At 64.5% G+C, this 12,826-nt stretch carries 11 protein-coding genes and 1 pseudogene; 1 reads left to right on the top strand and 11 read right to left on the bottom strand.

Features of this window, described 5'->3' with window-relative positions; translation table 11 throughout:
• The first annotated feature begins 290 nt into the window (after positions 1 to 290).
• On the top strand, positions 291 to 836 hold the full coding sequence (locus E7811_RS15815) for a peptidoglycan-binding domain-containing protein (RefSeq protein ID WP_136395647.1): 546 nt from the start codon (positions 291 to 293) through the stop codon (positions 834 to 836).
• A 102-nt stretch (positions 837 to 938) separates the two neighbouring features.
• On the opposite strand, the pseudogene E7811_RS15810 reads toward E7811_RS15815, so the two are convergent.
• From E7811_RS15810 to E7811_RS15760, 11 genes and pseudogenes are all read right to left on the bottom strand, one after another.
• A pseudogene (locus tag E7811_RS15810) lies at positions 939 to 1,202 on the bottom strand (transposase); the annotation flags it as partial.
• Between the two features lie 143 nt (positions 1,203 to 1,345).
• Positions 1,346 to 2,572, bottom strand: a complete 1,227-nt coding sequence (locus E7811_RS15805; protein ID WP_136395646.1) for an RNA polymerase factor sigma-54 — start codon at positions 2,570 to 2,572, stop codon at positions 1,346 to 1,348.
• Entirely contained in the window at positions 2,569 to 3,288 is a 720-nt protein-coding gene (locus E7811_RS15800; RefSeq protein ID WP_136395645.1) for a type 1 glutamine amidotransferase, read from the bottom strand. Before E7811_RS15800 ends, E7811_RS15805 begins: the two co-directional genes overlap by 4 nt.
• A 3-nt stretch (positions 3,289 to 3,291) precedes the next feature.
• Complete coding sequence (locus tag E7811_RS15795) at positions 3,292 to 4,788, bottom strand: aldehyde dehydrogenase (RefSeq protein ID WP_136395644.1); 1,497 nt, start codon at positions 4,786 to 4,788, stop codon at positions 3,292 to 3,294.
• A 12-nt stretch (positions 4,789 to 4,800) separates the two neighbouring features.
• Positions 4,801 to 5,604, bottom strand: a complete 804-nt coding sequence (locus tag E7811_RS15790) for an ABC transporter permease (protein WP_136395643.1) — start codon at positions 5,602 to 5,604, stop codon at positions 4,801 to 4,803.
• A gap of 1 nt (position 5,605) precedes the next feature.
• Entirely contained in the window at positions 5,606 to 6,469 is an 864-nt protein-coding gene (locus E7811_RS15785) for an ABC transporter permease (protein WP_136395642.1), read from the bottom strand.
• Positions 6,469 to 7,551 (bottom strand): ABC transporter ATP-binding protein, encoded by a 1,083-nt coding sequence (locus tag E7811_RS15780; RefSeq protein WP_136395641.1) that lies wholly within the window; start codon positions 7,549 to 7,551, stop codon positions 6,469 to 6,471. Before E7811_RS15780 ends, E7811_RS15785 begins: the two co-directional genes overlap by 1 nt.
• 86 nt (positions 7,552 to 7,637) lie before the next feature.
• Positions 7,638 to 8,669: an ABC transporter substrate-binding protein gene (locus E7811_RS15775; protein WP_136395640.1), complete on the bottom strand. Its 1,032-nt coding sequence runs from the start codon at positions 8,667 to 8,669 to the stop codon at positions 7,638 to 7,640.
• Positions 8,670 to 8,703: 34 nt separating this feature from the next.
• On the bottom strand, positions 8,704 to 10,116 hold the full coding sequence (locus E7811_RS15770) for a sigma-54 interaction domain-containing protein (protein ID WP_136395639.1): 1,413 nt from the start codon (positions 10,114 to 10,116) through the stop codon (positions 8,704 to 8,706).
• Positions 10,113 to 11,303 (bottom strand): PAS domain-containing protein, encoded by a 1,191-nt coding sequence (locus tag E7811_RS15765; RefSeq protein WP_168733062.1) that lies wholly within the window; start codon positions 11,301 to 11,303, stop codon positions 10,113 to 10,115. The genes E7811_RS15770 and E7811_RS15765 overlap by 4 nt, the downstream gene beginning before the upstream one ends.
• Positions 11,304 to 11,334: 31 nt before the next feature.
• On the bottom strand, positions 11,335 to 12,813 hold the full coding sequence (locus tag E7811_RS15760) for a glutamine synthetase family protein (RefSeq protein ID WP_246020489.1): 1,479 nt from the start codon (positions 12,811 to 12,813) through the stop codon (positions 11,335 to 11,337).
• Positions 12,814 to 12,826: the final 13 nt, after the last annotated feature.

Raw genomic sequence — 12,826 nt, 5'->3', positions numbered from 1 at the left:
GTCGACCGGAAAACTGGAATTGCAGAAGATCACATCAATTCGAAAGCTGCGAGACAAGCCCTTTGCAGCACTCCAACAGCATTTCCTGAGACAACGGGACTGATTTGGCGACGCGCAGGCTTAACTTCGAGTACAAACGCATTTTTCCTCTCTCTCTATTCGCGCTTCACTCTCGGCAATCCCGCACTTTGATCATAGCGACCGCATCAATTGAAACGATTGATCTGAGACAAATACAGGGACGATCGAAGCGGTTAGATTTTCGGCAGAGAGCTAGGAAAGGGTTCAGCATGTCGATCTTGAAAAAGGGGATGAGCGGCGCACCCGTGAAGCGCCTCCAGGCGAAGCTGGGCATCAAGGCCGATGGCATCTTCGGCCCCGGAACGGACAAGGCGGTTCGGGATTTCCAGAAGTCAGCGGGCCTCGCCGTCGATGGGATCGCTGGTCCTGATACGTTCATGGCCATGGGGCTCGAAGAGCTTGTCCTGCTGCGCAAGGGGACGCGCGGAGAGACCGTGAAGAAACTGCAATCGGCGCTGGGGATCGCGGCTGACGGCCAGTTTGGCCCGGGCACTGAAAAAGCTGTGAAGGACTTTCAGGCCGGACACGGGCTCACGGCGGACGGGATCGCGGGGCCGGAGACACTCGCCGGGCTCGATGCTTTCACTGAGTTCACCGAAGAGACCGTGTCGCAGGCCGCCGTGCAGCCTGATGAAACCATCTTCGACAGCGAACCGATGCCCGAAATAAAGGGCAGCGAGCCCGTCAAAGGCGCGATGGTCGAGGTCCCCGAAGAGAAATCCGTCTGGGGTCGGGTGAAAGGATGGTTCTCGTAGAATTCTGGCCTGCCCCTTTTCGGGAGGTCCGGTTTCAACCTGAATACATGACAAGGACCTGCATGATCGCAAGCCAGCACCAGGGTCCAGACTCATTGATCGTCAAAGCCAGAACATGACGGTGGCCGCGAATGCGACGGCGGATAGGAAGGTCTTGGCGCATCGGTCATAGCGTGTTGCGACCCTGCGCCAGTCTTTCAGTCGACCGAACATGATTTCTACGCGGTTGCGTCGGCGATAGCGCCGCTTGTCGTAGCGGACAGCCTTGCCGCGCGACGTCCAACCGGGGATGCATGGACGTATCCCCTTGTCTTTCAACGCATCTCGGAACCAGTCGGCGTCATAGCCCCGGTCTGCGGTCATGAAGAACTTCAGGCCAAAGCCGCACGGCAGCCGGTCGAACGGCGGGCGCGCAGGGCATGCAGTGCCACTGGGAAACGGATCCAGGAAGACGGAAATCCTGTCAGCCGACGGGGTCGCGGCAGCATTCGCCGCGTTACTGGCTGGCCCTAGCCCGACTTTGCCGGGCGGCCACGACGGGCAGGAAGCTGCGCCTCGGCGCGGTACTTGGCGATCCGGCGGCGGGTGATGCCTGCCCCCCGCGCGGCCAGCCAATCGGCCAGTGCGGCGTCGGTGGCCGGGCCTTCGGCCAAGCGCTCGCGGATCAGCGCCAGAACGGCGGGGCGGGTCAGGCCGGGGGCGGGGCCTTCGCGGGCCACCAGATCGGCCAGCGGCAGGATGCGCCCGTCTGCCAGCAGCGAGGCATGGCGCAGGATGCGCCCCACCGTAGTTTCGTGCAAACCCGCCTCGGTCGCCAGCGCACGCCGGGTCAAGGGCCTGAGTGCAACGGCACCGCGATCCAGCGCCTCTGCCTGGTGGGTGACGATCAGCCGCGCGACCGACAGCATCGCCCGGTTGCGCAGATCCAGTGCCGTCACCACCTGCCGGGCGGCGCGATGCGCCCGTGCATCGCCCCCCTCCGGGATCGGGCGCATGCTGGCGTTGGGTAGCGACTCGGGGTTCAGGGCCAGATCCCAACCGGTGGGGCCACGGCTGGCCAGCAGGTCGGGAATGCGCGACGGGGTGGGGCTGTGGCTGAACCCCGAGGCGGGACGCGGGTTCAGCCCGCGCAATTGCCGCAGCATTGCGTCCAGCATTCGGCCGTCGATCCCCAACCGCTGCGCCAGCAGCGCCTGCCGCCCCTCGGCCACCAGCGGCAGATCCTGCAACACCGCCTGCCAGAGCGGCGTGAACAGCCCCTCGGCCACCAGTTGCAGCCGCAAACATTCCGCCAGCGAACGGGCGAACAGACCCGCAGGCTCGATCCGTTGCAGGGCGGCCAGCACGCGCTCGACCTCTGCCACGGGGCGGCGCAGGCGGGCCGCGATCCGCGCCGGGTCGTCAACCAGATAACCCGAGGCATCCAGCCCCTCGGTCAGCGCCAGCGCCAAATCATGGTCGCGCCGGTCCGGCAGAAGGTGTGGCAGGTGGGTCAGGACATGCTGGATCAGCCCCGGCCCCTGTTCGGCTGCCTGAGCCATCTCGTCCCGGTCGACGGGGGGCGCTGCGGGCGGACCGCCCGAAAGCCGCAAGAAGGGGTTGGCACTGGCCAGCTCGGCCAGGTCGCGGGCAAGATCGCCGCCGGGCTGGGCCAGAAAGGCGACCGCACGCTGCTGCACCTGCGCCAGCCTTTGGTGCTGGCGCAGTGTGACGCGCTGGTGCGGTTGCAGCTTCATCCCCGGCGACCGATCGTTTCACGAAAGAAACGGGCAAAGCCCTCGGCCACGATAGCGCCATCCAGGCGTTCGTGCAGCCCCTCACGGGCACCGGCCACCAGATCATCCGCGAACCGCAGGCCAAGGCCGCTTTCAAGCACCGCCTCGACATAGTCGCCGCCGAACTCCGGATGGAATTGCACCGACATCGCCGGAAAGTCATAGCGGAACGCGCCATGCGGCGACCTGTCCGAGGCGAGAAGAACCCGCACCCCCGGCGGCGGGTCGATCACCTGATCCTGATGCACGGAGACACAGGCCAGTGGCATGGTGCCGAACACCGCCTGCCCGTCCGGCGTGGGCGCATGCAGGTGGCGGCCGATGGTCCAGCCGCAGGCGGCACGGTCTACCCGCCCGCCCCAGGCCTGCGCCATCACCTGATGGCCAAAGCAGATGCCTGCCACGGCCACGCGGGCCGCGCGCAAATCACGCAGATGATCCATCAGGCGCGCCACCCAGTCCAGACCGTCGGGCACCCCTGCCCGCGCGCCGGTGATCAGGACGCCATCGACCGATCCGGGCGGCGGCGGGGCCTCGCCCCCGGCCAGATGGGCAAGGGAAAACCGCGCCTCGGGCAGGGCCGCGCCCAGCCAATCCTGGAACATCTGCGCATAGGTGCCAAAGCGCGGCTGAAGCGCCTCGGATGGACGGTCGGCCTCGTAGATGCAGATGTGCATGACTTACCGCAGGTCGATCCAGACGGATTTGGTCTGGGTATATTGCGTCAGCGCCTCAAGGCACTTGTCGCGGCCGTTGCCCGATTGCTTGAACCCGCCCCAGGGCGTGGTGGCATCCCCCGCCTCATAGGCGTTGACCCAGACGATCCCCGCCTCGACATCGCGGGCAAAGCGATGCGCCGTCTTGATGTCCGAAGTCCAGATCGAGGCGGCAAGGCCATAGATCGTGTCATTGGCCAGTTCGATCGCATGATCCGCACCATCGACCGGAATGATCGTGGCGACCGGGCCAAAGATTTCCTCTTGCGCGATGCGCATCCGGTTCGACACCCCGGTGAACAGGGTCGGTTCCACATAGCAGCCCGCGTTCAACCCGGCGGGCACCGCGCCGCCAAAGGCCAGCCGCGCGCCTTCCTTCCGGCCGATATCAACATAGCGCAACACGCGTTCCTGCTGTTCGGCAGTGACCAGCGGGCCCATAGTGGTTTCCGGATCCAGCGGATCGCCCGGCTGATGGGCGGTGGCGGCAACGGCGGTGAACCGCGCGACAAAATCATCGTGGATCGACCGTTCCACCAGCATACGCGACCCGGCGGAACAGACCTCGCCCTGATTGCCGAAGATGGCCGAGACGGCGGTGGCAGCGGCGGTATCAAGGTCGTCGCAATCGGCCAGCACGATATGGGGCGACTTGCCACCACATTCGGTGGTGACGCGCTTCATGTTCGATTGCCCGGAATAGACGAACATCAGCTTCCCCACCTCGGTGGAACCGGTGAAGGCGATCTTGTCGACGCCCATGTGCAGCGCCAGCGGCTTGCCGGTTTCCTCGCCATGGCCGGTGACCACGTTCAGAACGCCCGCGGGGCCGCCCGCCTCCATGAACAGCCGCGCCAGAAGAAGGGCTGACAGGGGCGATTGTTCGGCGGGCTTCAGCACGACGGAATTGCCGGTGGCCAGGGCAGGCCCCAGCTTCCATGCCGCCATCATCAGCGGATAGTTCCACGGCACGACGATGCCGCAGACCCCCAGCGGCTGGTTCAGGATGTAATGCAGGGCCTGGGGTGTGGTGTTGGTGACGGCGCCTTCCATCTTGTCCACCACCTCGGCGAAGAAGCAGAGGTTCGACACCGCGCCCGGCACGTCGATGGCCAGCATGTCCGAGATCGGCTTGCCCATGTCGAGCGTGTCGAGCAGGGCGAAGTCCTCGGCATGCGCCTCGACCAGCCCGGCGAAGCGTTGCAGAACATCCATGCGGTCGCGCGGGTCCAGCCGCGACCAGCGGCCATCACGGAAGGCGCGGCGCGCGGCGGTCACCGCGCGATCCACGTCATCGGCGTTGCCGCGCGCCACCTCGGCGATCACCTCGCCCGTGGCGGGGTTGATCGTGGGGAATGTGGCGCCAGACAGGGCAGGCACGAATTCTCCGTCGATGAACATCCGGGTTTCGGGGCAAAGCGCCGCGGCGCGGGCCTGCCAGTCGGCTTTGGTCAAGGTCATTTCAGGCACCTTTCAGCGGGGGCTGCGGTCACGCGACAGCAGGACCGACAGGATGATCAGCACAAGCGAGGCAAGGACGATCAGCGTGCCGACAGCGTTGATTTCCGGCGTCACGCCGCGGCGCATGGTCGAATAGATGTACATTGGCAAGGTGTTGTCGCGCCCGGTCAGGAAGAAGGTCACCGGGATTTCATCGAACGACAGCACGAAGGACAACAGCCCCGCCCCGATCACCGCAGAACGGATATTCGGCAGGGTGACCAGCAGAAAGGTCTTCCACGGCGGCGCGCCCAGGTCGGAGGACGCCTCTTCCAGCGATCTGGGCAGGCGTTGCAGCCGGGCGAAAACCTGCGTCACCACCACCCCCAGAAGCGCCGTGGCATGACCGAGGATCACGGTTTCCAGACTGGGGTTGAAGCCGAACAGGCGGAACATGTTCAGCATCGAGATACCGGTCACGATTCCGGGCAATGTGATCGGCAGCAGGATCAGGCGGCGGAACAGGGTCTTGCCGGGAAAGTTCAGCCGGTGCAGCGCCATCGCCGCCGCGACCCCCACGATCAGGGCCAGAATGGTGGCGAAGGTGGCCACATAAAAGCTGTTGACCACGGCCGCCTGCAGGTCGGTATTGGCAAAGAGCTTGCGATACCAGTCCAGCGTGAAGCCGGGGATCGGCCAGGTAAGCGAGCGCGAGGATGAAAAGCTGAAGGCGATCAGCACCCAGATCGGCACATAGAGAAACGCCATCAGAAGCGCGACATAGGTCATCAGCGCGGTATCGGCGGCGAAACGGGACAAGGGCTTGCGTTGGGTCATCTCAATGCGCTCCGGTATTGGCGCGGGCCTCGATGCGGTCCGACAGCGACACGATCGCCAACACGATCACCAGCATGACGATCGACAGCGCGGACCCCAGCGGCCAGTTCAACGCCGAGCCGAACTGCGACTGGATCACGCTGGCGATCAGGTTCCCGTCCGGTCCGCCGACCAGGAAGGGCGCGATGAAGTCACCAAAGCTGAGGCAGAAGGTCAGCGTGAACCCCGCCGCGATGCCGGGCGTGGACAGCGGCAGCGTGACCTTCAGGAAGGTCTGCCAGGGCGCCATGCCCAGATCGGACGACGCCTCGGACAGGTTGGCGGGGATCCTTTCCAGCGCGGTGTAGATCGGCATCACCATGAAGGGGATGAAGATATAGGTCAGCGTGACCACCATCGCGAACTGGTTGTAAAGAAACAGCGACGACGGCTCCGAGATGATGCCGGTGGACATCAGGAACGAATTCAGGATGCCTTCGGTGCCAAGGATCGTCTTCCAGATATAGGCACGCAGCAGATAGCTGACCCAGAGCGGCGCGATGACCGCCATGTATGCCCATGTCTTCAAGGACTGATTGTGGCACCGGAACACCAGCCACCAGGCGAAGGGATAGGCCAGCAAAAGCGACAGCACCGATACCAGCGCCGAAATCTTCAGCGTTCGCAGCAGCACCTGAACATATTGCGGATCGGTCACCAGCGTCAGGTAATTGCCGAACTGGAAAGCGGGCTTGAAGGTGGGATAGGCCTTCACCCAGAAGCTGTAGGTGACGATGATGCCATAGGGCAGCAGCATGAACACCACGACCCACAGGATCGGGATCCCCAGGATTAGAACCGTTGACAGCGAACGTGGCCCCGACATCACACCACCACCTTTCCGGGAAAGACAAAGATGTTGTGCGGCTCGACGGCGATGGTGACGGGGGTGCCGGGCCTGGGAACATCGGATCGGGCCAGGGTATCGGGCAACAGCGTATCGACATGCACCTGCGCGCCGTCGGCCAGCTCGACCGTGATGCGCAGGCCAAGGCCGTAATAGATCACCTCGGCGATCCGGGCTGGCAGGGCATTGGCAGCGGTTTCGCCAGGGGCCAGGATGCGGGTCTTTTCGGGGCGGAAGCCCACCGTCACCTCAGCCCCATCGGGCATGTCGACGGCCTCTTCCACCTGCAGCGGGCCGGCGGCGGTGGCCACCCCTGCCCCGCTGCGACGGGCTGCCAGGAAATTCGTCGTGCCGATGAAATTCGCCACATAGGGCGAGGCGGGATGGTCATACAGATCCTGCGGCCGGCCATCCTGGGCCACACGGCCCTTTTCCATCACAACGACGCGGTCGGACATGGTCAGCGCCTCTTCCTGGTCATGGGTCACCATGATGAAGGTGATGCCGACCTTTTCGTGCAGATGCTTCATCTCGATCCGCATCTGGTCGCGCAGGCGGGCATCGAGCGCTGACAGCGGTTCATCAAGCAAAAGAACCTTGGGACGGCGCACGATGGCACGGGCCAGCGCCACGCGCTGCCGCTGCCCACCCGAAAGCTGCATTGGCCGTTGGTCAATCTTGTCGGCCAGGCCCACCATCTCCAGCGCCTCGGCGGCCATGCGCCGGGCCTCGTCGCGGCCCTTGCCCAGCATCTTGAGGCCATAGGCGATGTTCTCGCCCACGGTCATGTGGGGAAACAGCGCGTAATCCTGAAACACCATGTTCACGTCGCGCCGGTAGGGCGGCACGTGGGTCACGTCCTGCCCGGCCAGCCGGATCTTGCCATGGGTCGGGGCCTCGAACCCGCCGATCATCCGCAGCAAGGTGGACTTGCCGCACCCCGAGGGGCCAAGCAGCGTGACAAACTCGCCGTCCTCTACAGACAGGCTGACATTATCCACACCGATGATGGTTCTGGAGTAATGCTTCGAGATCCCCTGAAGCTCGATGATCGCAGCCATGCCCGCGCCCTTTTCTCTTGATCGGTTCTGACGGGCCGCGCAAGGGAACGCCCTGCGCGGCCTTTGTGCATTGGACAGCGGGACGCTTATTGCGCCTTCACCGCGTTCCAGGCGTTGGTGTAGGCCTCGAACCGTTCGCCAAGCGCGGTCCAGATCATCAGGCTGTCCAGATAGTCGGGGTCATCCTGATGCAGCGCGGTGAACTGTTCGGGCGACATGCAGGCCTTGGCGGCCACCGGATTGGCGGCAGAGTAGCCGTTCACATTGGCCACGCCGCACTGCCCGAGGGCCGACAGCTGCATGTTCAGGAACTTGTAGGCGCATTCGCGGTTCGGGGTATCCTTCACCACCATCCAGGCATCCAGCCAGCCCTCGGCCCCCTCGGTCGGGATGAACTCGGTCACTTCGATGCCCTCGGCGGCCAGAAGGCTGGACTGATAGCCCGCCCAGGTGTTGGAGATCACCACCTCGCCCGCCTTGTAAAGGTCGACCAGCTCGCCGGCGGTGGCCCAGTATTTGCGCACCAGGGGCTTTTGCTCGATCAGCTTGGCCTTGGCGGCCTCGATCTGTTCGTCGGTCAGGTTGTAGATGTCCGAATCGCCGTTCAGCCGCGCCGCGACATAGATCGCGCTCTTGTCATCCCAGAGCGAGACCTTGCCCGCCAGATCCGGGTTCCACAGATCGGCGATCGAGGTGGGTGGCGTGGTAAAGACATCGTTGCGATACATGAAGGCAATCGCGCCCCAGCTGTAGGGCATACCGTAATGGACGCCGTCGCGCTGCAGTCCCGGCAGGTCGCGGAACTTCTGATAGATGTCGCCCCAGCCGGTGATGGCCGCGGTATCCAGCGGTTCCACCAGGCCCAGGTCGATCATCAGCGCGGTTGTGTCGATCGAGGGGGCGATCAGGTCATAGACCCCGCCCCCGCCCAGAAGCTTGGGCGCGAAATCGTCGTTCGATCCAACATAGGTCGCGGTGACCTTGCAGCCGCTTTCCTCTTCGAACTGCGTGATGAAGGAGGCGTCGGCATAGCCTTCCCAGGTCAGAACGTTGACCGTGCCTTCGGCGAGGGCGGGGCTGGCGGTCAGGGCCAGTAGGGCTGTCAGTGTCTTTTTCATCTTCTCTCTCTCCTGTTGGTTGGGATTGCGGCCCTCAGGGCTCTTTCTTTGTTTTTCGGACGATGGTGCCGATATCGACACCCAGGGCAGCGGCAGCCTTGCGCTTGCTGCCATGCAGGCGGATCGCATCTTCGATCGCGCGCATCTCGAAGGCCGCCACGCGGTCGCGCAAGGTCTGGCCGTCATCGGCCGAGCCCGTGGCGGGCAGCGTGGCGGGCGCTACGGCGGGCCGGGCAGGGTCCAGCCCCCCCAGGCGGCGCGGCAGTTCATCCTCGTCATCACCCAGAACCGAGATCTGCTGCAGCAGATTCGACAGTTCGCGGATATTGCCCGGGTAACGATAGGCCTTCAGCCGGCCCAGCAAATCGGCCGACAGGACCATGGGCACGGTGCGGCGCTGATTGATCGCGGTGATGAACCGTTCGATCAGATGGTCCAGCAGTTCCGGCATCTCGCGCAGCGGCTTGATCGGCATGTTCACCACTGCCAGCCGGTAATAGAGGTCTTCGCGGAACTTGCGTTCCCCGGCCATCTCCAGAAGGTCGCGGTTGGTGGCCGAGATGATGCGCACATTCACCCGCCGCAGCCGGGTGGAACCGACGCGCAGGAACAGCCCGTCCTCAAGAAAGCTCAGCAGTTTGGCCTGAAGGGTCAGGGGAATTTCGCCGATCTCGTCCAGAAACAGCGTGCCGCCGTCGGCCGCCTCGATCAGGCCCTTCTTGCCGTCGGACGAGGCCCCGGTGAAAGCGCCCTTCTCGTAGCCGAACAATTCGGATTCAAACAGGCTTTCGGGGATGGCCGCGCAGTTCACCGCGACAAAGGGATCGGCGGCATTGGCGACAAAGCTGTGCAGGTGGCGGGCGATCTCGGTCTTGCCCACGCCGCTTTCGCCGGTGATGATCACGCGCGCGCCCTGCAAAAGCGCACGTTCGCCACGGGCGATGATGCGGTCCAGGTAGGGCGACAGCTGGCGCTGGCGGGCGAAATCCGGCCGCAGCCGGCGTTCCACCGTCGAGGTGAAGCTGGCCGGGTCACGCTGGCCGCTGGCCATGCGGCGGGCATGGTCGAACACCGCCAGATCGCGCAACGTCAGGATCACCGCCCCCGGCATCTCGGCCACGCGGCGCAGGGTGACAAAGACCGTCCCGATGTTTTCGGACCGGATGATCACCTCGCCGGTGTGCCTCCCGGCCAGCATTTCCTGCACCGGAGTCCAGTTCAGCGGGCTGTCGGGGGCGACCGCATCAAGGGTCTGGCCCAAGGGTTTTCTGTCGCGCAGGCCGCTGATGGCCAGGGCCTCGCGGTTGATCTGGACGATGCGTCCGGCGCCGTCCAGCACGATGATCCCGTCGGGCGCGGAATCGAAGGCCGCCAGCAACAGCCGCGCACGGTCCAGCTCGGCGCCGGGGGCGCTCTGGTTCGTATGCGCGACGGGCGGCAGCGTCATTCCGGACGTCCCCCCGGCGCCATCATGTTTTCACGTTCCACAGACCGCGGGATATGGCGCAGGCAGACGGCCAGAAAGGTGACGCCGCGCATCTCGAAGATCTGGGCGGTGCCCTCGATCCGGACAGCACCCCCCGGCAGCGGAACGCCCGCCGTGAAGGGCGCCCGCGCGGTCGAGATCATCGACACCCGCGCATCGGCAAACAGCCGGTCGAACGGGACCGCGCCGGTGACAAGGTCATCAAACCGCATCTGGGTCAGCCGGTCGGCCGGCGCCTCGAACAGGGCTTCGGCAGCCATGTTGGCGAACTGGATCGTCCCGTAGGCATCCGCCACCAGCAGCGGATCGGGCAGCGACGTCAGCACCGCCTGAAGAAAGGCGATCTCGTCCTTCAGCTGGGTTTCGCGGCGGACGTGCTTGGACACATCGCGCACCGTGCCCCACATGCGGAACAGACGGTTGCCGCGGATGTGGCCGCGCACATCGTTTTCCACATCGATGAACAGCCCGTCATAGCGCAGATCGCGCGAGGGCGTGCCGTTGATGTCGAAATCCGCGCGGATCAGGCGGCGGATGAAATCCTCGTTCTCGGGGGTGCGGGGAAAGATCTCGGCCACCGGACGCTGGTTGAACTCCTGCCCGGCGGGGGTTCGGTAAAGGCGCGCCATCGCCCCGTTGCAGAACCGCCAGAACGGCCCGTTTTCAAAAACCTGGCGCACGATTTCATGCTCGGGGGCGGACAGGTCCACCGGGTCGGTCCATTCCATGCACCAGCCCGCATCGGACGACGCCGCGACGATGCCGGAAAGCACCTCGTTGGCCTCGGCCAGAGCTGCCACATCGTCCAGCTCGCTTCCGGCGGGCCATTTGCACAGCCGCAGGCACAGGCCGTCCTCGGCCTCGAACAGTTCCGCCACGGCCGTCGTGGGGATCATCTGCCCGTCAGAGGCGCGCAGCGTCAGCGGCACGACCCTCGGCAGGGGCGACCGGGCCGAAAACAGCCCGGCGATACGTTGCCGCGCCTCCAGTGAATAGAGGCGCGACCAGGGGCTGCCAATCGCCGTTCCGGCATCCAGACCAAGTCGTTCGGCCTGCGCGTCATCCAGCGCAAGCACCCGGCCATCCGCCGAAAGCACATCGACCATCCGGCCGGACCGGAACAGGCAGGGCTTGTCGGGACGGGTCATGGCAGCTTCTCCTCTCACGATGCGGGGGCGATCACGGCACGCAATGCAGATACCGCTCCACATCCCAGTTGGTCACCTCCCGCAGGAAGCGTGTCCATTCGTCACGCTTGTACTCATCAAACACGTCATAGAGCCGCCCCGGAAGCGCCGAACGGATCACATCGTCCTTTTTCAGCGCCTCCAGCGCATCGTGCAGATTCAGCGGGATCAATTTCACCGGTTCGCCCGATTGCCAGACCGTCGTGACATTGCGACTTTCCGGCGGACCCGGGTCAATCTGATTCTTCAGCCCGTCATCCATCGCCTTCAACAGTGCCCCGCAGAACAGATGCGGGTTCACCATGCTGTCCACGGCGCGGAACTCGAAACGGTCGGGCGAACTGATGCGGATCGTGCAGCTGCGGTTCTGTAGACCCCAGTTTGCCCCGATCGGCGCCCAGAGGCCGTAATCGTTGAACCGGCGATAGCTGTTGACGGTCGAGGCGCCAAGGCAGGTCAGCGCATCGATATGCTTCAAGCTGCCGCCCAGGACATGGCGGCCGATTTCGGTGGGAATCCAGCCGCCTTCCTTGTTCTCGAACTCGTTCACGCCGCCCTTGGAATATTCGAACAGCTCCTCCATGCCAGGCAGTTCGCCCGGCACCAGTTGCTGCATCTCGCGCGAGCCGCCGGTCCAGATCGAACAATTGTGGTGACAGCCGTTCGCGGCATAACCCATGAAGGGCTTGGCCATGAAACAGGCGATCAGCCCATGCTGGCGCGCCACCTCGGCGCAGATCTGGCGGTACGTGGTCATCCGGTCGCAGGTCTGCAGCGCGTCGTCGAACTGGTAGTTGAGCTCGATCTGGCCGGGCGCGTCTTCGCAATCGCCCTGGATCATGTCCAGCCCCATGGCGCGGGCATAATCCGACACCTGCATCCAGATGTCGCGGGCGCTTTCGAACTGGCCGATATGATAGGCGAAGGCCTCGGTGATGCCTTCATAGGGGCGCACCTCGCCCGCCTTCGGCTTCAGCCACAGCATCTCGGGCTCCAGCCCGACGCGCAGGTGCAGGCCGTTGTGGTCCTTGCGGAACTGCGCGTCAAACCGCTTCAGGTTGCCGCGGGTGTCATGCTCGTAATACATCCCCGGCGAGGTGTAATCCTCAAGGCTGTAATACAGCGTGCAGAACACGCGGGCCACGCGCTTGTCCCAGGGCAACTGGCAGAAGGTGTCGGGGTCGGGCAGCGCTATACATTCCATCGCGTTGCTGTCAAATCCGATCAGGTTGCCCTTGAAATCCGGGGTGACGTTCGTCACGCCGCCCATCCAGGTCTGCACGCCCTTGCGGGCCTGGGTTTCCCAGTGGCGCGACGGGGCAGCCTTGCCCATCACGCGGCCGGTGATCGAGATGTACTGATAATAGATGTATTCCACGCCCAGTGCGTCGATCTTGTCGCGGACGCGTTTCACCATCTCGGCGCGGCCGGGGGCCTCTATGTCGCGGTGATAGTCGGTATCGGTATGCACTTTGCTTCTCCCT

This window comes from Aliigemmobacter aestuarii, from assembly GCF_004799285.1.
In the GTDB taxonomy this organism is placed as follows: Bacteria; Pseudomonadota; Alphaproteobacteria; order Rhodobacterales; family Rhodobacteraceae; genus Aliigemmobacter; species Aliigemmobacter aestuarii.
Note: the sequence above shows the minus strand (reverse complement) of the source record. Positions and strands in the feature narration are given on the sequence as shown.

What these genes read in the sequence shown, in the direction of transcription:
- E7811_RS15815 (WP_136395647.1), top strand. Translation starts at nt 291, where the DNA reads ATGTCGATCTTGAAAAAGGGGATGAGCGGCGCACCCGTGAAGCGCCTC.
- E7811_RS15805 (WP_136395646.1), bottom strand. Translation starts at nt 2,572, where the DNA reads ATGAAGCTGCAACCGCACCAGCGCGTCACACTGCGCCAGCACCAAAGG.
- E7811_RS15800 (WP_136395645.1), bottom strand. Translation starts at nt 3,288, where the DNA reads ATGCACATCTGCATCTACGAGGCCGACCGTCCATCCGAGGCGCTTCAG.
- E7811_RS15795 (WP_136395644.1), bottom strand. Translation starts at nt 4,788, where the DNA reads ATGACCTTGACCAAAGCCGACTGGCAGGCCCGCGCCGCGGCGCTTTGC.
- E7811_RS15790 (WP_136395643.1), bottom strand. Translation starts at nt 5,604, where the DNA reads ATGACCCAACGCAAGCCCTTGTCCCGTTTCGCCGCCGATACCGCGCTG.
- E7811_RS15785 (WP_136395642.1), bottom strand. Translation starts at nt 6,469, where the DNA reads ATGTCGGGGCCACGTTCGCTGTCAACGGTTCTAATCCTGGGGATCCCG.
- E7811_RS15780 (WP_136395641.1), bottom strand. Translation starts at nt 7,551, where the DNA reads ATGGCTGCGATCATCGAGCTTCAGGGGATCTCGAAGCATTACTCCAGA.
- E7811_RS15775 (WP_136395640.1), bottom strand. Translation starts at nt 8,669, where the DNA reads ATGAAAAAGACACTGACAGCCCTACTGGCCCTGACCGCCAGCCCCGCC.
- E7811_RS15770 (WP_136395639.1), bottom strand. Translation starts at nt 10,116, where the DNA reads ATGACGCTGCCGCCCGTCGCGCATACGAACCAGAGCGCCCCCGGCGCC.
- E7811_RS15765 (WP_168733062.1), bottom strand. Translation starts at nt 11,303, where the DNA reads ATGACCCGTCCCGACAAGCCCTGCCTGTTCCGGTCCGGCCGGATGGTC.